Source organism: Rubrobacter aplysinae, from assembly GCF_001029505.1.
Taxonomy (GTDB): Bacteria; Actinomycetota; Rubrobacteria; order Rubrobacterales; family Rubrobacteraceae; genus Rubrobacter_A; species Rubrobacter_A aplysinae.
Genome location: NZ_LEKH01000005.1, coordinates 98,012 through 115,259, shown reverse-complemented (window position 1 = coordinate 115,259; position 17,248 = coordinate 98,012). Strand labels below are relative to the sequence as shown.

21 protein-coding genes and 1 tRNA gene are annotated in these 17,248 nt (G+C 66.0%); 17 read left to right on the top strand and 5 right to left on the bottom strand.

Translation table 11 applies throughout. The annotated features are described in order from the left end of the window. The first annotated feature begins 21 nt into the window (after positions 1–21). The 14 genes from ABD53_RS07025 (at position 22) to ABD53_RS06965 (ending at position 11,127) form a co-directional block, all read left to right on the top strand. Positions 22–1,170: a cobalt-precorrin-5B (C(1))-methyltransferase gene (locus ABD53_RS07025; RefSeq protein WP_047865045.1), complete on the top strand. Its 1,149-nt coding sequence runs from the start codon at positions 22–24 to the stop codon at positions 1,168–1,170. Beyond that, positions 1,167–2,366, top strand: coding sequence for a bifunctional cobalt-precorrin-7 (C(5))-methyltransferase/cobalt-precorrin-6B (C(15))-methyltransferase (locus ABD53_RS07020; RefSeq protein ID WP_047865044.1), 1,200 nt, complete (start codon positions 1,167–1,169; stop codon positions 2,364–2,366). The genes ABD53_RS07025 and ABD53_RS07020 overlap by 4 nt, the downstream gene beginning before the upstream one ends. Continuing rightward, positions 2,363–4,072, top strand: coding sequence for a precorrin-3B C(17)-methyltransferase (gene cobJ / locus ABD53_RS07015; protein ID WP_047865043.1), 1,710 nt, complete (start codon positions 2,363–2,365; stop codon positions 4,070–4,072). The genes ABD53_RS07020 and cobJ overlap by 4 nt, the downstream gene beginning before the upstream one ends. Then, positions 4,069–4,308 (top strand): ATP-binding protein, encoded by a 240-nt coding sequence (locus ABD53_RS16495; protein WP_084709386.1) that lies wholly within the window; start codon positions 4,069–4,071, stop codon positions 4,306–4,308. Before cobJ ends, ABD53_RS16495 begins: the two co-directional genes overlap by 4 nt. After that, complete coding sequence (locus ABD53_RS07010; RefSeq protein ID WP_235401418.1) at positions 4,305–4,925, top strand: precorrin-8X methylmutase; 621 nt, start codon at positions 4,305–4,307, stop codon at positions 4,923–4,925. Before ABD53_RS16495 ends, ABD53_RS07010 begins: the two co-directional genes overlap by 4 nt. 86 nt (positions 4,926–5,011) lie before the next feature. Then, entirely contained in the window at positions 5,012–5,896 is an 885-nt protein-coding gene (locus ABD53_RS07005; protein ID WP_047865157.1) for a sirohydrochlorin chelatase, read from the top strand. 8 nt (positions 5,897–5,904) lie between these two features. Further along, positions 5,905–6,963, top strand: a complete 1,059-nt coding sequence (gene cobT / locus ABD53_RS07000; protein WP_200900331.1) for a nicotinate-nucleotide--dimethylbenzimidazole phosphoribosyltransferase — start codon at positions 5,905–5,907, stop codon at positions 6,961–6,963. Beyond that, positions 6,960–7,883: an adenosylcobinamide-phosphate synthase CbiB gene (gene cbiB, locus ABD53_RS06995; protein ID WP_047865042.1), complete on the top strand. Its 924-nt coding sequence runs from the start codon at positions 6,960–6,962 to the stop codon at positions 7,881–7,883. The genes cobT and cbiB overlap by 4 nt, the downstream gene beginning before the upstream one ends. After that, on the top strand, positions 7,876–8,964 hold the full coding sequence (locus ABD53_RS06990) for an aminotransferase class I/II-fold pyridoxal phosphate-dependent enzyme (protein WP_053057786.1): 1,089 nt from the start codon (positions 7,876–7,878) through the stop codon (positions 8,962–8,964). Before cbiB ends, ABD53_RS06990 begins: the two co-directional genes overlap by 8 nt. Next, positions 8,961–9,497, top strand: coding sequence for a bifunctional adenosylcobinamide kinase/adenosylcobinamide-phosphate guanylyltransferase (locus ABD53_RS06985; RefSeq protein ID WP_047865041.1), 537 nt, complete (start codon positions 8,961–8,963; stop codon positions 9,495–9,497). Before ABD53_RS06990 ends, ABD53_RS06985 begins: the two co-directional genes overlap by 4 nt. A gap of 11 nt (positions 9,498–9,508) precedes the next feature. Beyond that, on the top strand, positions 9,509–9,790 hold the full coding sequence (locus tag ABD53_RS17230) for an adenosylcobinamide-GDP ribazoletransferase (protein WP_160309639.1): 282 nt from the start codon (positions 9,509–9,511) through the stop codon (positions 9,788–9,790). A gap of 68 nt (positions 9,791–9,858) precedes the next feature. Further along, a complete protein-coding gene (locus ABD53_RS17225) occupies positions 9,859–10,485 on the top strand; it encodes a histidine phosphatase family protein (protein ID WP_053057785.1) in 627 nt (208 codons plus the stop codon). 91 nt (positions 10,486–10,576) lie between these two features. Next, on the top strand, positions 10,577–11,008 hold the full coding sequence (locus ABD53_RS06970; protein ID WP_047865039.1) for a MaoC/PaaZ C-terminal domain-containing protein: 432 nt from the start codon (positions 10,577–10,579) through the stop codon (positions 11,006–11,008). A gap of 46 nt (positions 11,009–11,054) precedes the next feature. Continuing rightward, positions 11,055–11,127 (top strand) — tRNA-Thr (locus ABD53_RS06965). Between the two features lie 88 nt (positions 11,128–11,215). Here ABD53_RS06965 and ABD53_RS06960 read toward each other — a convergent pair. The 5 genes from ABD53_RS06960 to ABD53_RS06940 all read right to left on the bottom strand — a co-directional run bounded on the left by ABD53_RS06960 (position 11,216) and on the right by ABD53_RS06940 (position 14,480). Next, entirely contained in the window at positions 11,216–12,349 is a 1,134-nt protein-coding gene (locus ABD53_RS06960) for a tyrosine-type recombinase/integrase (RefSeq protein ID WP_053057784.1), read from the bottom strand. Between the two features lie 18 nt (positions 12,350–12,367). Beyond that, positions 12,368–12,781 carry a putative toxin-antitoxin system toxin component, PIN family gene (locus ABD53_RS06955; protein ID WP_268778273.1) on the bottom strand — a complete coding sequence of 138 codons (414 nt, stop codon included), beginning with the start codon at positions 12,779–12,781 and terminating at the stop codon, positions 12,368–12,370. A gap of 14 nt (positions 12,782–12,795) precedes the next feature. Next, positions 12,796–13,083: a type II toxin-antitoxin system Phd/YefM family antitoxin gene (locus ABD53_RS06950; protein ID WP_047865038.1), complete on the bottom strand. Its 288-nt coding sequence runs from the start codon at positions 13,081–13,083 to the stop codon at positions 12,796–12,798. A 169-nt stretch (positions 13,084–13,252) separates the two neighbouring features. Continuing rightward, entirely contained in the window at positions 13,253–14,149 is an 897-nt protein-coding gene (locus ABD53_RS06945; protein ID WP_152670636.1) for a hypothetical protein, read from the bottom strand. After that, positions 14,127–14,480, bottom strand: coding sequence for a PadR family transcriptional regulator (locus tag ABD53_RS06940; RefSeq protein ID WP_053057783.1), 354 nt, complete (start codon positions 14,478–14,480; stop codon positions 14,127–14,129). The genes ABD53_RS06945 and ABD53_RS06940 overlap by 23 nt, the downstream gene beginning before the upstream one ends. 133 nt (positions 14,481–14,613) lie before the next feature. Between ABD53_RS06940 and ABD53_RS06935 the strand changes: the two genes are divergently transcribed. The 3 genes from ABD53_RS06935 to ABD53_RS06925 all read left to right on the top strand — a co-directional run bounded on the left by ABD53_RS06935 (position 14,614) and on the right by ABD53_RS06925 (position 17,240). Then, the gene (locus ABD53_RS06935) at positions 14,614–14,835 is read left to right on the top strand and encodes a helix-turn-helix domain-containing protein (protein ID WP_047865036.1); all 222 of its coding nucleotides are present in this window, start codon (positions 14,614–14,616) and stop codon (positions 14,833–14,835) included. 3 nt (positions 14,836–14,838) lie between these two features. Continuing rightward, on the top strand, positions 14,839–15,621 hold the full coding sequence (locus tag ABD53_RS15830; protein WP_152670634.1) for a hypothetical protein: 783 nt from the start codon (positions 14,839–14,841) through the stop codon (positions 15,619–15,621). Between the two features lie 443 nt (positions 15,622–16,064). Next, positions 16,065–17,240 (top strand): hypothetical protein, encoded by a 1,176-nt coding sequence (locus ABD53_RS06925; RefSeq protein ID WP_152670633.1) that lies wholly within the window; start codon positions 16,065–16,067, stop codon positions 17,238–17,240. The last annotated feature ends 8 nt before the right edge of the window (positions 17,241–17,248 follow it).

The following is a 17,248-nucleotide window of genomic DNA, read 5'->3' as shown; positions in this document are numbered from 1 at the left end:
CGCAGGATCACGGAGCCCGCAATGCCGCCGAGCATGCGGCGCGTCTCGGAGGAGACTGAGAAGCTGCGTACCGGCTGGACGACCGGCTCCTGCTCCGCCGCCGCGGCCAGGGCCGCCGCGACCGCGCTCGCGACCGGCGAACCGCAGTCGAGGGTCGAGATAAAGCTGCCGCGCAAGGGCGAGGAGCGCCGCGTGGAGTTCGAGGTCGAACGGTGCGAGCTTGGCGACGGCTGGGCCGAAGCGGTAGTCGTAAAAGACGCGGGCGACGACCCGGACGTGACGGACGGCGCGCACATGACGGCCCGCGTCTCGTGGCGTCCGGAGCCCGGCGTGGAGCTCGTAAACGGCGAGGGCGTGGGGACTGTGACCAGGCCCGGGCTCGGGCTAGAGGTCGGTGGACCCGCCATAAACGACGTGCCGCGGCGCATGATCCACTACTCCGTCGAGGAGGCTCTGGACCCGGACGAGCGTGGGGTGCGGGTCGAGATCAGCGTCCCCGGCGGCGAGGCCATGGCCGAGAAGACCACGAACGCCCGGCTCGGCATCGTCGGCGGTATCTCGGTGCTCGGCACCACAGGCGTCGTGCGGCCGTTCTCGACCGCCTCGTGGCGGGCCAGCGTCGGTCAGGCGGTAGACGTGATGGGCGCTCAGGGGGGAGACACCTTCGTGCTCTCGACGGGCGGGCTCACGGAGAAGGCGGCGATGCGCCTGCTGCCGGGGCTAGAGGAGATCTGCTTTATCGAGGTCGGGGACTTCACCGGGCACGCCATGAAGAAGGGCCTGGAGAACGGGATGCGCCGGGTGTTCTTCGTCGGGATGGCGGGCAAGATCTCGAAGCTCGCCGCCGGCGTGATGATGACCCACTGGACCCGCTCCAGGGTGGACAACGAGCTACTGGCCGAGATCACGCGTGAATCCGGCGGCTCTGGAGAGCTTGTGTCAAAGATGCACGACGCAAATACGGCCCGCCACGCCTACGAGCTGTGGCGCGAGGCCGATCTGTATCGGGCCTGCGATCTCGTCTGCGAGCGGGCGGCGGAGTGCCTGACGGAGTATGCCGGGGGCAAGATAGAGGTGTACGTGATACTGATCGACTTCGACACCTTGGAGCCCGCGGGCGCGAGCGCCGGCGCGCTGGATCTTACTACCGCCGCTCGGGAGAGCCATTGAGCCGGATCTCCGTTATCGGGCTGGACGGCTCGCCGCTCTCCCTGGAGAGCGAGGAGAGACTGCGCCGGGCGGAGCTCGTCGCGGGCGGGCGGCGGCATCTGGACGCCGTGGGGGTCGAGCCGGAGCGCGCCGCCGTGCTCGGTGGAGACCTTTCCGGGAGCATGGCGCGGCTTGAGGCGGCGGACGAGGCGGTGGTGCTGGCCTCTGGAGACCCCGGCTACTTCGGTATCGTACGCGTGCTGGCCGAGAGGCTCGGCGACGGGTTGAGCGTGACGCCGGGGCTTTCCTCGGTCGCTCTGGCCTTCGCCCGCGCCGGTATACCCTGGGACGACGCCGTGACGGTCAGCGCCCACGGCCGCGACCCCCGCCGGGCGGTAAATGTCTGCCGGGCGTATCCGAAGGTCGCCGTGCTCACCTCTCCGGAGTTTGGCCCGGCCCGACTCGCCGAGAGCCTGGAGGAGGAAGGCTGGAGACGCACTCTGCTGGTGGCCGAGAGGCTCGGTGAGCCCGGCGAGCGGGTATTCCGGGGAGCCGCCGAAGATGTTGCCGGGATGACGTGGGAAGACCCGAATGTCGTGCTCTCATTGGACGAGTCGTGCGGGGTGGGGGATAAGCCCTGGATATCCGGCCCGGAGCGGGCCGGTGGCTGGGCGTTGTCCGAGGAGGAGTTCGAGCATCGTTCGGCCATGATCACGAAGCCCGAGCCCCGCGCGCTGGCGCTCGCCCGGCTGGCTCCCCGGCCCGGCGACCTCGTGTGGGACGTGGGCGCTGGAAGCGGCTCTATTGCGGTAGAGTCGTCCCGATTCGGGGCCGCTACGGTGGCGGTAGAACGCGACGCCGAGAGTTGCGACCGCGTGCGTCGCAACGCCTGCCGGCACAGCGTCTACGTCCGCGTCGTGGAGGGAGCCGCGCCGGAAGCTCTGGAAGATTTGCCAGAGCCGGATGCGGTATTTATCGGCGGCACCGGCGGCGGTTTCGAGGAGACGATAAGGCTCTGCGCCTCGCGGGCGCGGCGGGCCGTGGTGCTGACCCTGATCGGGCTGGAGCGCGTCGTGCCGGCGGGTGAGATCCTGGAGTCGAGCGGCCTGGAGGTGGAGACGACGCTGCTACAGGCGTCGAAGGTGAGAGGTGTGGGACATCTGCACCGGCTCGCCGCCGAGACCCCCGTCTTCGTGGTAGCCGGGAGCCGGCCGTGATCGGGCTCGTGGCGGCCACGGCGAACGGCGGGCGTAACGCCCGGCACCTGCGTGACTCCTGGCCGGACGCGGTGCTGTACGAAGGCGTCGTCCGGGAGTCGGTCGCCCGGGCCTGGAGAGAGTGCGACGGTGTCGTGATCTTCCTGGCTACCGGGGCCGCGCTCCGGCTCGTATCGGGGCTTCTCGGGGATAAAGACGAGGACCCCGGCGTGGTTACCGTGGACGACGGGTGCCGTTTCGCCGTCTCACTGTGCGGCGGTCACGAGGGAGGCGCGAACGAGCTCGCCCGGCGCGTTGCCGGATCCCTGGGGGCGGAGCCGGTAATAACCACCGCGAGCGAGGCCGTCGAGACGCCCTCGCTCGGAGCTTTTGGAGCGGAACTTGGCTTTACCGTCGAGGACGGCCCGGATCTCGCCGCCGTCGGACGGGCCGTCGTGTCCGGTGATGAGGTCCTCCTGGTCTCCGAGAGGCGCTGGCCACTCGGGCCCTTGCCGCACAACGTAGTACGTGCCGAAAGCCCTAGAAGCGGCACGCCGAGCGTCGTGATCTCGGACCGGATCGAGGCGCCCGGTAGATCCTCCAGACCCTCTGTCGTGTACCGTCCGTCGTCTCTGGTGGTTGGTGTGGGCTGTAGCCGGGGGGCCGCCGCCGACGAGATACTGGGGCTCCTGCGCTCCTCGCTCCGGGAAGCCGGGCTCTCGGAGAAGAGCGTCGCCCGTCTGGCGAGCGTCGAGGCCAAGCGCGACGAAGCCGGACCGCACGAGGCTGCCGCAATACTGGGCGTCGGGATCACGTTCTACCCCGCCGAGGCCCTCTCGACAATCGAGGCGCCGAACCCCTCGGAGGCCGTGATGAGAGCCGTCGGCACGCCGAGCGTCTCGGAGGCGGCGGCTCTCGCGGAAGGCGGCGAGCTCGTCGTGGAGAAGCAGAAGTCGGCCAACGCGACCGTGGCGGTCGTCCGTACCCCTGTGCGGGGGAGACTGTACCTGATAAGTCTCGGCCCCGGAGACGATGGCCTCATTCCTCCGATGGCCCGCGAGGCGCTCTGGCGCTCCGCTCTGGTGGTGGGGTTGGATCAGTACGTCGATAGAGTAAGACACGTGCTCAGGCCCGGCACCCGCGTCGAGATGCCCCCGCTCGGGAGCGAGGTAGAGCGGGCGGAGACGGCCATCCTGGAAGCAAGGGCCGGAGGAAGCGCGGCGCTGGTGTCGAGCGGCGATATCGGGGTGTACGCGATGGGCTCTCCGGCGCTGGAGGCCCTCGGCGACGCGGATGGGGAGGTGGAGGTGATCTCGGTCCCCGGGATAACCGCCGCCAACGCCGCGGCTTCCCTGCTGGGATCGCCGCTCGGCCACGACCACTGCTCTATAAGTCTCTCTGACCTGTTGACGCCGTGGGAGGCTATAGAGCGCCGGATACGGGCCGCAGGGGCCGGGGATTTCGTGGTCTCTTTCTACAACCCACGCTCTCGCGGGCGCGACTGGCAGCTCGGCAAGGCCCGGGACATACTCCTCGAACACCGCTCGCGGGAGACGCCTATAGGGCTCGTGACCGACGCTTATCGCCCGACGCAGACGGTAAAGGTCACGGATCTCGGGTCGCTCCGGGTGGAGGATGTGGACATGCTGACCGTGGTGATCGTGGGCGGTTCGCAGACCCGCGTCATGGATGGCCGCATGGTGACGCCCCGGGGGTATACCCTGTGAGGCGTGTCTTTGAGGTTACGGACGCTTGTCTCGGTTGCGGGGCCTGCATAAAGACGTGCCCGGAGAACGCGATAAGACCCGCGCCGCGCGGTTCCCCTTCGCCGCTACTGGTCTTGGAGGACAGGTGCACCGCCTGCGCCGAGTGCGCCGAGGTATGCCCGGCCTCGGCCATAGAGCAGGTCCTCGTGCAAGAGGTACGAGATGTGCAAGCTCCCGGTGGCGGGAGAGGACTTTGAGGCCAAAAAGACAAGCCCACCCCATAGAGGAGGAGAGCTACCGCATAATGCGCGAACTCGTGGACCTCTCTCACCTTCCGCCGCTCTCGCGGGCCGTCGCGGAGCGTGTGATCCACGCCTCGGCGGATCTGGAGTACGCGGAGAGCCTGGTTCTGGACGAGGCGGTGCTCGAACGCGGGCGGGAGGCGCTGCTTGGAGGCAGTCCCGTAATCTGCGACGTCGGGATGGTCGGGGCCGGGATCACGGCCCGCCGCTCAGGCCGCACCGCGAGCTACGTCGCGGACGGGCGCGCCAGGCGGATTTCGCAGGAGAGTGGGGTTACCCGCTCCGCCGCCGGGTTCCGGGTCGCTCTGGAGGATCTGGAAGAGGCCGGGGAGGGGGCGGTGTGGGTCGTCGGCAATGCACCGACGGCGCTGTACGAGCTGCTAGGGATGGAGGCCCGGCCCGTCCTCGTCGTCGGGCTGCCGGTCGGTTTCGTCGGGGCGGCGGAGTCGAAGGCCGCGCTGCTCGGGAGCGGGCTGCCCGCGGCGGCGAACCGCGGTGTAAAGGGAGGCTCCGCCGTGGCGGCGGCGGCCGTGAACGCCCTGATCTACCACGACCACCACGAAAGAGACTGAGGAGGACCACCGTGCGGAACCTGAGCAGCAGATCAAACACGAGCCTTGGTGTCGTATCGGAGAGAAACATTGATACGGAACCGGCGATGCTGGTCGTCGGACACGGCAGCCGGGACCCGCGGGGCGCGGAGGAGTTTCACCGGCTGGTCGGGCTCGTAAAGGAGCGCAACCCGCAAATGAGCATCGGTGGAGGCTTCATAGAGCTGTCGAGGCCCCCGATCTCCGAGAGCGTAACGGAGCTCGCCGCCGAGGGGGCGAGGCGGATAGCCGCGGTGCCGCTGATGCTGCTCGCCGCCGGACACTCCAAGGATGACATCCCGGCGACGCTGGTGCGGGAGCAGCAGTCTCACCCGGGTCTCGGCTTCCAGTACGGCCGGGCCCTCGGAGTACGTCCCGAGCTTCTGGAGCTCATGGAGCGGCGTGTCTCGGAGGTCGTGGCCGGGGAGGAGAAGGAGGACACGGCGGTGCTCGTCGTCGGGCGCGGCTCCTCCGACCCGGACGCGAACTCGGACCTCGCCAAGATCTCCCGCCTCTTCTACGAAGGACGCCCTTACCGCGACGTCGAGCCCGCCTACATCAGCATGACCCCGCCGGGCGTGACCGAGGCCCTGGAGCGTTGCCGCAGGCTCGGGGCGGAGAAGATAGTCGTGTTCTCGTACTTCCTGTTTACCGGGGTGCTGGAGGAGCGCATCCGGGAGCAGAGCGAGGCGTTCGCCGGTGATCACCCGGAGGTCGAGGTGCGCTACGCGGGGTACTTCGGGGCTGAGCCGGAGATAGCGGACCTGCTCGTCGAGCGTTACCGGGAAGCGGTGGCCGGAGACATCCGCATGAACTGCGACGTATGCGTACACCGGGTCGCCCTGCCGGGCTTCGAGACCCAGGTCGGCAAGCCCGCCACGCCCCACTATCATCCCGACGAGCCCGGTCACGAACACGAGCACGGTCATGGCCCCGGCCATCATCACCACTAGGAGTTAGTGTGGCCTTCGAGGACCGTGTAAAAGAGCTTGCGGAAGATGTAGAGGGTGCTGACGGGCGGATGGCGGAGGCGGCCCGGGAGTGCCACGCCCTGCTGGCCAAGCCGCCGGGGAGCCTGGGGAGGCTGGAGAGTCTCGGGGAGCGGTTGGCCGGAAGCGCCGGGGAGTGCCCGCCGCCCGTGCCCGGCAGCCCGGCGGTCGTGATCGCCGCCGGAGACCACGGTGTTCTGGAGCGCGGCGTCTCACCCTGGCCCGCAGAGGTGACCGCCGCGATGGTGGGGAACTTCTGCGCCGGCGGGGCGGCGGCGAACGCGCTCGCGAAGGCCGCCGGTGCCAGGGTAACGGTGCTGGACGTCGGGGTGGCCGCCGAGCTCCCGCGCCATCCCATGCTCCGCAGCGCGAAGGTGCGGCCCGGTACGGCGGACATGAGCCGTGGGCTGGCGATGGAACGCGAGGAGGCCGCGCGGGCCGTGATGGCCGGGTCCGGTGTGGCCGAGGAGCTGGTGGAGAGCGGCGGGGTGGATCTCCTCGTGCCCGGCGATATGGGCATCGGGAACACCACGGCCGCGGCGGCCTTGATCTCCGTTTTCTCCGGCGCGCCGCCCTCGGGGGTTACCGGGCGCGGCACCGGAATAGACGACGAGACGCTCTCCTTGAAGGTGCGTGTCATAGAAGAGGCCCTCGCCCTGCACGAGCCGGACCCCGAAGATCCGCTCGGGGTGCTTGCGGCGGTCGGGGGCCTCGAACACGCTGCGCTCGCGGGCCTGATCCTGACCGGAGCCGTGTACCGGGTGCCGGTCGTCCTCGACGGGGTCTCAGCGGTAGCCGCCGCCCTGGCCGCCCGGGCCTTCGCCGTGGGCTGCGTAGACCACATGATCGCCGGGCACCGGTCCGCCGAGCCCGGGGCGGGGGCCGGCCTGGAGAGCCTCGGGCTCTGGCCGGTACTGGACCTCGAACTGCGCCTCGGGGAAGGGACCGGCGGGCTGCTCGCGGTGCCCGTCGTGCAGTCGGCGGCCCGCGTGCTCTCGGAGATGGCGACCCTGGACGAGATCGGCCCTTGAGCCACCTGGCTCCCGCTTCGCTACTCGTGGACGCGGCGCTCGGGGAGCCCCCGGCCCGGCTGCACCCCACGGTGTGGATGGGAGAGGCCGCCGCGGCCTTCGACCGGCTCGGACACCGGGCCGAGAGCCGGGACGCCCGGCGGCTGGTTGGGCTGGCCGCCGCGATAGCAGTGCCCGTGGCCTCCTGGACGCTAACCGCCGCGCTCCTCGGGCTCGTGTCCCGCAGGCTCCGACCCCTCGTCGAGTCCGGCCTCGTGTCGCTGGCGCTCTCGATGCGGGGCCTCGCGGCGGGTGCGGAAGCCGTTGCCGGGGCGCTCGAAAGAGAGGATCTCGAATCGGCCCGGAGGCGGGCGGGTGAGATCGTGGGCCGCGACACGGAGGAGCTTTCGGGGGCCGAGCTCGCCCGGGCCGCGGTAGAGTCGGTCGCGGAGAACACGAGCGACGGCGTCGTTGCCCCGATGCTCTTCGCGGCGCTCTGGGGCGCGCCGGGCGCGATGGCTTACCGGGCGGTGAACACCCTGGACTCCATGCTCGGCTATCGCCGTGGCGTGTACCGGGACCTCGGGCTCGCCCCGGCCCGGCTCGACGATCTGGCGAACCTCCTCCCAGCGCGGCTTACCGTGCTCGCGGTGGCAGCCGTGTCCGGCAGCCCCCTCCGCACCGTCCGCCTCACCCGCCGCTATGGCGCTCTCCATCCCAGCCCGAACGCCGGGTGGGCCGAGGCCGCCTTCGCGGGTGCCCTGGGACTCATGCTCGGCGGAGACAGCCGCTACGGGGGCGAGGTGCGTACCGGACCCGTCATCGGTGAGGGGCGGCGGCCCGGACCCGGGGACATCCGCCGGGCGATACGTCTCATGCGCCGAGCCTGCTTCGCCCTCGGGCTCGCACTGTGTTCCGCGGAGATCGTGGCGCGTGGCTGAGGGATGGGTGGAGAGCCCGGGCGGGCGGCATCACGGGGCACATGCCGCGGCCGCGAGCCGGCGGCTTGGGCTCGCCCGGGAGGACTTTCTGGACTTCTCCCAGAACATCAATCCCCTCGGGCCTCCCTCCGGTACGCTGGCGGCGGCGCGGGCCGCGATCTCCTCGGCCACGGTCTACCCGGACCCGGGATATACGGAGCTCCGCCGGGCTCTGGCGGGTTATCTAGCAGTGGATCCGGCCTCCATACTGCCCACCAACGGCGGGACGGAGGCGCTTTTCCTGGCCGCGCTCGGGCTGGCGCGTTCCGGGGCCCGGCGGGCCCTGATCCTCGACCCCACCTTCAGCGAGTACGCGGCCGCCGCTGGGGCCGCCGGGCTGGAGGTCGTCCGACGCGTCGCCTGGCGCGAGAGTGGAGACCGGTTCGTGCTGGACCACAGCTCCCTGGGAGAGCCGTCGGAGCGCGACGCCGTCTTCCTCTGCAACCCGAACAACCCGACCGGCGGCGGAATCCGGCGTAAAGAGGTGCTGCAAGTCGCGGAGACGGTGCGGGAGGCCGGGGCGGCGCTCGTGGTGGACGAGGCTTTCGCGGATTTCGCGCCGGAACTGAGCGTAGCCGATCGTACCGGCCCCGGCCTGATCGTGGCGCGCTCTTTTACCAAGTTCTTCTGCGTGCCGGGCCTCAGGCTCGGCTGTCTCGTCACCCCGGAAGCCGACCGGTACGGCGGGCTACAGCCCTCGTGGCCCGTAAACGTAGCCGCCGAGGCCGCGGGGATATCGGCGGCCTCTGAACCCGGCTTCACGACACGATCGGTCGAGCTGATGTCGGAGCTCCGGGCCGGGATGATCTCCGCTCTCCGGCCCATACCCCGGCTCAGGGTGTATGGGGGCGACGCGAACTTCCTGCTGCTCAGGGGACCCGCGGGGATGCCGGAACGTCTGGCCCGGTGCGGGATGCTCGTGCGGGGCTGTGAGCCTTTTGAGGGGCTGGGCCCGGAGCACTTCCGGGTCGCGGTGCGGGGCGGGGAGGAGAACCGGCGTCTGGTGGATGCCGTGCGGGCAGAGCTGTCAGAGCGGCCATGAGCGTGCGAACGTTCGTTACCGGCGGCGCGCGCAGCGGGAAGAGCCGCTTCGCCGAGCGTCTCGCCCTGGAGCTTGGCGGCGAGAGCGTGCTGTACGTGGCCACCGCCGAGGCCCCGGAGGACGACGCGGAGATGTGGCAGCGCATCGAGGACCATCGCCGTGGGCGGCCCGCCGGTTGGGACACGTTCGAGATCTCCTACGGGCCCTCTGGTGCGAGCCTGCCGGACGCTGCTCGGACTGCTGGAGGCTCGCGAGCCTTGCTCGTGGACTCGCTTACCCTCTGGATCTCGGGGAGGATGTATGCCGGGTCCGACGAGGAGGTTCTTGGGGAGTTGGACGTTTTTCTCTCCGACGCCTCCGGGCTCGGCCCGCCGGTGGTGGTCGTGAGTGACGAGGTGGGGCTGGGGCTCGTGCCGGAGAGCCCGGAGGGCCGGCGGTTCCGGGACCTCCTCGGGCTCGCCAACCAACGCGTTGCAGCCGCCGCGGAGGAGGTATATCTCTGCGTCTCGGGTGTGCCGCTCAGGCTGCGGTAGCCGGGGCTATCGTGCGGGCGTTGCTCTCTTTCTTCACCTCTTTCTTTACCGTGTATCCGGCCGGGCGCGCCACGCTCGGGGAGGCGGCCTCTTACGGGTATCTGCAGGCGGTGTTCGGTATCCTCGTCGGGCTGCCAGTGGTGGCCGCGCTTCTGGGACTCGGATACCTGCTACCCGCCGGTGTTGCGGTCTCCCTCGGCTTCGTGGCCGTGCCGCTGGCCGCCGGGCACCGCCACATGGACGGCCTGCCCGACGTGGGAGACGTCCTGGCGATCTCGGCCGGTGTGACGTGAGGCGTGATCAGGAAACTCGGGACATTCCGGAAGTTCGGGAAGTTCGGGAAGTTTGGGAGGAGCAGGCGGTGCAGGCTTTACTCGTGCGCCACGGCCGTTCTACGGCGAACGCGGCCGGCATCTGGCAGGGCCGGCTGGACTACGGGCTCTCTGAGGAGGGGCGGGATCAGGCGCACCGCGCCGGACGCTCGCTCGCCGGTATACTGGGCATCCAGCCGGTCCACGTGTACAGTAGCCCGCTCGTCCGGGCGGTCGAGAGTGCCCGGGTCATCGCCGCGGAGGTGGGCTATCCGGCGGGGCAGATACAGTGCCTCGACGATCTTACTGAGCGTGGCGGCGGCATGCTTGAGGGCCATACCTGGAGCGGCTTCGAGGCTCGGCATCCCGGCCTCGCCCGCCGCTTCTTCGAGCTACCGGACGAGGAACGCTGGGAGTACGTGGGCGCGGAGAGCACCGCCTCCGCCCTGGAGAGACTCCGGCGGACGCTGGGCAGAATCCTGGAGCATCACGCACCGGGCGAGACGGTGATAGTGGTCTCTCACGGCGGGCTCCTCGGGAGCTTATTCGTGGAGGAGCTCGGCCCCGAGGTCCCCGGCAAGGAGGCGCAGCTTGCCAACGGCTCGATCTCCCGCCTCTTGCTGGAGGGTCACGGGCGGCGCGTCACCGGTCTCGGAGACGTGGAGCACCTTAGATGAATGCCCGGAGTGCTCGGGTGCGGCGGCTTGCGCGGCCCTTTCTCCGGTACACTCCAACCTCCACCAATACCACACGAGCGAGAGGAGCCCATTGATACGCCATTACTTCGATGAGATCCAGGTAGGCGACCGCAACACCACGCCTGCCCGCACCATCACCGAGACGGACATAGTGAACTTCGCCTCCCTGAGCGGCGACTGGTTCCCGCTTCACACCGACGCCGAGTACGCCTCCGGGACCATGTACGGAGAGCGCGTCGCCCACGGGATGCTGGTGCTCTCCGTCGTTACCGGCCTCATAACCCTCAAGCCCGGAGCCGTGCAGGCGTTTCACGGCATAGAGGGCCTGCGCTTCAGACGTCCGACCATTATAGGAGACACCGTACACGCCGAAACCGAGGTGCTCGATCTGGAGAGCCGGGATCAAGCCGGGCTCGTGACCTCTGGGCTAACGGTAAAGAACCAGCGCGCCGAGACCGTTACCACCGCCCGCTTCAGGTGGCTGGTCGCCCGGAATACGTAGACCCGTGACGAGCCCCGGCCCCTACGATATACTCCCTACGCACCACGCCGACGTAGCTCAGCAGGTAGAGCAGCTCATTCGTAATGAGCAGGTCGTCCGTTCGAATCGGATCGTCGGCTCTCTCGAATTTCCTGCAAATGCGGGAAAAGGAAAAGCCCCCGGATCGGGCCGGGGGCTTTTTGATGCCAACGTGATGCCAACCGGCCGCTACGAGAGGGCGGCGTCCATCCCGTCCGCGGCCTGTCTGCCCATGCTCGGTACCCAGTGGGAGTAGCGGTCGAGAGTCATCGCGATGGTGGAGTGTCCCAAGAGGTGCTGAACCATCTTAGGGTGTACTCCGCGTCCGAGTAGCAGGGTTGCGCAGGTATGCCACAGGTCATGGAACCGGATGTCAGGAAGCTCTGCCCGCTTTAGCAGGGGCTTGAAGGAACGGTTGACTACGTTCTGAGCGTCCAGGGGAGTGCCTCTGGTGGTGGCGAAGACGAGGTCTTGATCCCCGTAAGAGTCCGCGATCAGCCTCTCCTCGGCCTGCCGCCTGCGGTGGAGCTTTAGGGCTTCCACTGTTCTCTCGGGGAGGTCCACGGTGCGGCGGCTGGCGTTCTTGGGCTCCGAGAAGACGAGTCCCCCGCCATCCCTCATGCGCTGTAGCTGGCGGCTTACTCGCAGCTTGCCCTCTTCGAGGTCTATGTCCGACCACTTCAGCCCGAGCGCCTCCCCGGCCCGGAGGCCTATCGTCAGGGACACGACGTAGAGGCACTCCAGCCTGTCCCCACTTGCCGCCTCGAGGAGTTTGCGCGCCTGCTCGGCGTCCAGCGGCTGCAGCTCCTGTTGGCGGACCTTTGGCGGGTCCACGCTGTCTGCGGGATTGCGGGGGATGAGCTGCCACTTGACGGCCTGCTCCAGGGCGCGGTGCAGCACGGCGTGGATGTAGCGGACGCTCGAGGGAGAGAGCCCGTCGTCGAGCTTGGAGCGGTAGAGGCGCTGGATCTGCGGCGGCGTGAGTTTGTCGAGCTTGCGCTTACCCAGTGCGGGAATGATGTGCCTGTTTAGCTGTAGGCGGTAGTTGTGGTAGGTGCGAGGAGCGATGTTGCCCTTGGCCGAGTCCTCCAGCCAGCGGGTAACGTACTCCTCCACGGTCTGATTCTCAGCGTCGAAGACAACGCCCGAGTCGCTCTCGGCCATCTTCTTGGTGAGCTTGATCCGGGCTTCTTCTTTAGTGCGACCGTAGACGGCTATGCGTCTCTGTTTCCCATCGGGCCTGGTGACCGTACACCGCCCGCACCAGCGGCCGTCCTTGTATTTGGTCAGAGAGCCTTCTCCATTAGCCTTTTTCCTGGACACTCTACAAACCCTTTCCCTCTACGACTCAGAGTCTCCTACGTGCGAGAGCCATCTCTGGAGGTATGTGGCTGGGTCCAGTACCTCGACACCCTGTCTCTCCTTCTCTGGATAGTGCTTGAGGTTCCCGGTGACGAGCACGGCACCTGCGGCGTGAGCCACCTCGAGAAACGGAGAGTCGTTTGGGTCTGGAAGCTCGGCGCCGAGCACCGGCGGATTGACCTTGATCCCCTCGGCCTCCAGAAAGTCCAGAAGCCCCTCCACGTCCCTGGGGGAGAAGCCAAACTTTTCCCGGTAGAGCACCTCCCGATATTCGCTCAGGACGCGGTCGTCGTGGGCGGCGCTTAGCTCACCGGCTAGCACCAGATCGAGCACCCTGCCGGGTGCTCCGAAACTGTTAAGTAGAGAGGACACCAGGACATTGGTATCCAGCACCACCCCTTCCAGGCTCACCGTTCCGAGCGTTCGCTACGAGTAGCCTCTATTTCTGCTTCTATCTCCTCCTGGCTCAACTTATCCGCGCCCTGCTCCATGGCGCTCTTGCGCAGGCGGGAGGTGGCGGCCTGAGCTTTGGCTCGTCTGACGAGTCGAACGGTTTCCTCGAGATCATCGCCGCTGACTTCGAGGAGCAACGCCACCGGCTTGCCCCGGGAGGTGAGTACGACTTCTTCATCTTCGAGCGCTTCGAAAACGGGCTTCGGGTTTACCCTGATCTCCCGCGAACTGACAAACTTCACCCGGCCAGCCTCTCTACGTAAAAAGTGTAGACCAAAAAGACACACTACAGTGTACACTACCATTGCTATATTCACTACAGGTTTGTTGCAATATTTTCCTTTGGATCATTTACCTGGACTCTGGCTCAAGAGGGGTATCCGTCGAGAGGATGGCCTCCTTGTGCTCGAGTCATGCGCGAGCGCTGCTTTTGTTTCGGCGCCTGCTGGCAAGCTCGTCGCTGACCAGAACCAGCAAGCAGCACAGGGAAATCATCACGGCTATTCCAACGGATTCGCGCGTCGCGGGAGCAGTGAGGAGCCATGCTACCCCGAAACAAAGCGCGGACCACGAGATGCAAGCCAGAACTATTCGATTGAGCTTACGGTTCCGCTGCCGCTGGGCCTTCTCGTTGGGGAAGAGTCCTAGGGATTCTTCTATTGCCGGATCGCTCTCACCGTGGCGTGTAGGGTCCTGCCTGAAGAACATCGCGCCGACGAAGGCCGTGAGGATGACCAGCGCCAGACTGTAGTACCAGTGCCACTCGATAAGTCCCGGAGAGGCCTCTCCTAAGTTCCTGATCGGGACTAGGATACCCAGGAGAAAGCCTGAGGCGTAGATCAGGTAGTCTCCGTGGGTGAGGTTGCCTTTGCGCTTCGCCGGGTTGAATATAGAAGAGGTCACCCTGGCGGACTTGGACAGGAAAACAATGACTCCCAGAAAGATCGGCCACGCGAAGAAACCGGGGACGAGCGGGAAGGCCCATTTCGAGTGGAAGACGTGCTGGGCCACGATTACAAGTGTTCCTATAAAGAGGAAGAGAAACACCGAGCCCAGCAACTTGAAAGTCCGCTGTTGCCGAGGTGATAGTTCTTCACTGTATAGCTCATACTGCAACTCCGCCCACTCGCGAGGAGAGCCCATCACCTCTTCGGGAGCTTGGCCCCTGTTTGTCGCGGCCTGGATGCTGGGCTCCATCTCGCCTTTCAATAGCTCGATGCGCCGTCGGGAGAGGCCCGCTCGGGTCCAGTGCTCTACACACTCAGCTACATAATTGTCGACGTGATCATGTAGAAACTTGCTGCTCAAGATCAACCCTCTCAGTGACTATCTCTCTGGCGAGCTCGTAGATCTCGAAGGTTCTCCTCGCTCGCTCGCGTAAGCGAGTGCAACCCTCGGGCTGAATTCGATAATACTTTCGAGCAGGACCGTCGTTAGAGGCCTGCAGGTACCCTTCGATTAGCCCGTCGAGTTCGAGCCTCCCCAACAAGGGGTAGACGCTGCGCTCGTTAGCCAAAGGGAAACCCTTATCCCGCAGGGTACTTATCATCTCGTACCCGTAGCAATCCTTCTCCTCGATCATCGCCAGTAGGCAGATGTCCAGTGTCCCCTTGAGTAACCGCGTGTCTCTCTCTTCCATCTCCCTCCGCACTCTCACTTCGTAGCCAGTCTCCAACACCATATGATACCAGCAGAGATTTGTACATATCGTTTTGCACTACTCAAGAATGTGTAGTAGTGTGTGCGATGTAACGGGATGTAGGAGGGAGTCTATGGAGAAGGAAGCTACCAGCGCCGAGTTCTTGAAGCCGGAAGAGGTATCTCAACTATTGAGGTGTGGGCGCACGAAGACATACGAGCTTCTTCAATCAGGCGAGATCGCCTCTTATCGGGTCGGGCGAAACAGGATAGTCAGGCGTAGCGACGTAGTAGCCTGGCTCGCCGAGCAGCGCGAGGAGGCGGGGCATCAGCCTCACGGTGGCCTCTTCGGGTAGCCTGTGCGGTCCTATGAACGTATGCGGGGGCTGCTGTCGGATAAACCCGTAGCGTTCCATCCTCAGCTTGCCCGGCTATTTGGCGGGATCAACGCCGCCCTACTATTCCAGCAGGTAGCGTTCTGGTCGAACACCAAGAACGACTCCGAGGCCGGCTACGGCGCCTGGATCTGGAAGACCCAGTCCGAACTGGAGGCCGAGACGGCCATGACCCGCTACGAACAGGAAGGCGCCCGTAAGGCGCTACGACGGAAGGGCGTGATCGAGGAGAGCCGGCGCGGCGTCCCCGCGCGGCTGCACTATCGGATCAACTGGCACCGTTTCTTCGAGCTGATCGACGAGCCTCAGGATTCTCAAGTTTGCGGAAAAGCCCCAGACAAGGATGGGGAGCACGAGCATTCAAGATTGCAGGGTACGGGCGAGCAAGATCAAGAACAAACCGCCAACGAGTATGCGGAAAACTCACCTTCTAATTCAGAGAATACCCATAGAGATCAAACAGAAGAAGATGAAAGCATGTCCGAGTTGTCTGAAGCCGAGTCCGCGTGGTTGAGGGTAGCCTCTTCGCTAATGGAAGCGGAGGAGGTGCCGCCGTGGTTCGGACCCTGGTGTGTAGGCGCAGAGCTTCTCGGGTCCACGCTGCGCGTGCGCCTCCCGACCTCCGCCAAGATATACGGCGAAACCTATGCCGAGGTTACGCGCTACGAGCTTGGCGGGAAGCTCGCCGAGGCGTGGCGCGCCGTCTCCAATGACCCGCAAGCCGCGCTGGAACTGGAGGAGGGTTGAAGATGCGGCATAAGGAAAGCGAGGCTTCGTCGCCGTCTGGAGGAGTCTCGGCAGAGGCTGGTTGGCCAACCATGAGTATCCCATCCTCGGGGGAATGCCGACAGTACGGGCGTCGACGTCTTTCTGAGCTAGTGGAAGTGTCCAATATGCAACTACGAACACGATTGGATGACGATGAACCATGCGTCCCGAACAGATGAAGCTTTCCTGAACTCGTTGGACCCGGTGTTTAGGAAGTTGTTGAGCCCGAAACTACAGCCTTCTCAACAACCTGAACATCTCGCATCCCTCCTAGGTAAAGGAATTATGGTGAGGTGGTTTCTTGCACAGCTTACTCGCCCTACCTGCTGTTTCTGGGTGTGGGTCTGCGGACTTTTCCAGTCGCTGCGAAGAGCGCCCACGTTGGTCGGGCATAGACAGAGCGTGGTCTGAGGGGAGGATACATGGCGTCTCGTGAAGCCGCAGCCTCTGTTGCGTCTGTCAGCCGGATTCGGAAGGGGATCAGGATCCAGCCCAGAGACCGGAATATCGTCTGGATGGCCGGCGTAAACGGGTGGGTGACTATGCCGCAGCTCAAGCTGTTCGCCTTCGACTACCTTGATGAGACCGGGTGGCTGAGAACAGTGTCGGAGCAGGCCGTCTACAGGAGGCTGCGCAAGCTCTGCGGGGCCGGGTTCCTGGAGCACCGGTACACCTGGGTCGGCGATCACGGCGTGTACCGGGCCACGAAGCGGGGGCTTGCCCTGGTCGGGCTTGACCTGGTTCCAGCGAGCCTGGACAAGCGGGACTACGAGCACGACCTGCAGGTCGTTGACCTCGCTCTCGGCCTCACGGGCTATGACCTCGAAGGCTGGATCACAGAGCGTATGATCCGCAGCCGCCTGAAACCCGGGATGAGCATAGGGCGGGTTCCGGACGGCCTCCTCCTGGGACCGGGCGGGGAGCGCTGGGCGGTCGAACTTGAGGTTAGTGGTAAGGAGTCCCAGCGCTACTACGAGGCGTGCGAGAAGTACGCAGGCCGCCACCGGAGCCACATACCTGACGACTCTCGCAACTGGGATTTGGGAGAGCAGCTCGAGGACTACTTCGACAGCGATGGCGAGGTGGACGGCGTCGTCTGGTACTTCTTCTCCGAGAAGAAAAGGAAGAGGGCGCTCGCCGAAGCCCAGAAGGTTGTCGATGATAGAGCGAAAAGGCGCCAGAGCGCGGACCACCTAAACCTACGCTTCCACGGTGCCGCCCGTCCTGAGCTTCCGCCCATGAACAAGTGGAGAGAGCAGCAGAAGCGCAAACGGCGCGCCGAGGAACAACGCCGCCGCGAGCAGGAGGAGAAGGAACTCCGCGAGAGAGAAGAACAGCGCAAGCGCGAGGAGGAGGCAAGGCAAAAGAAGCTCTACGAGCAGGCCCTGGATTACCTGACAGAGGAGGAGCAGCGCCGTGTCCAAGACGAGGTCGCCAGAAAGCTTGGGGGTAGCAACCTCTCCCGGGGAGACCGCGAACGAAAGCTTAGAGAGGCGATCATCGAAGCAGCATCGGCCAATCGTCAGGCGGTACGGGAAAAAGAGGAGAAGAAACAGCGGCGGAAAGACGCCGTGAAGAACTGGATCACGGGTGGCTGATAGGTAAA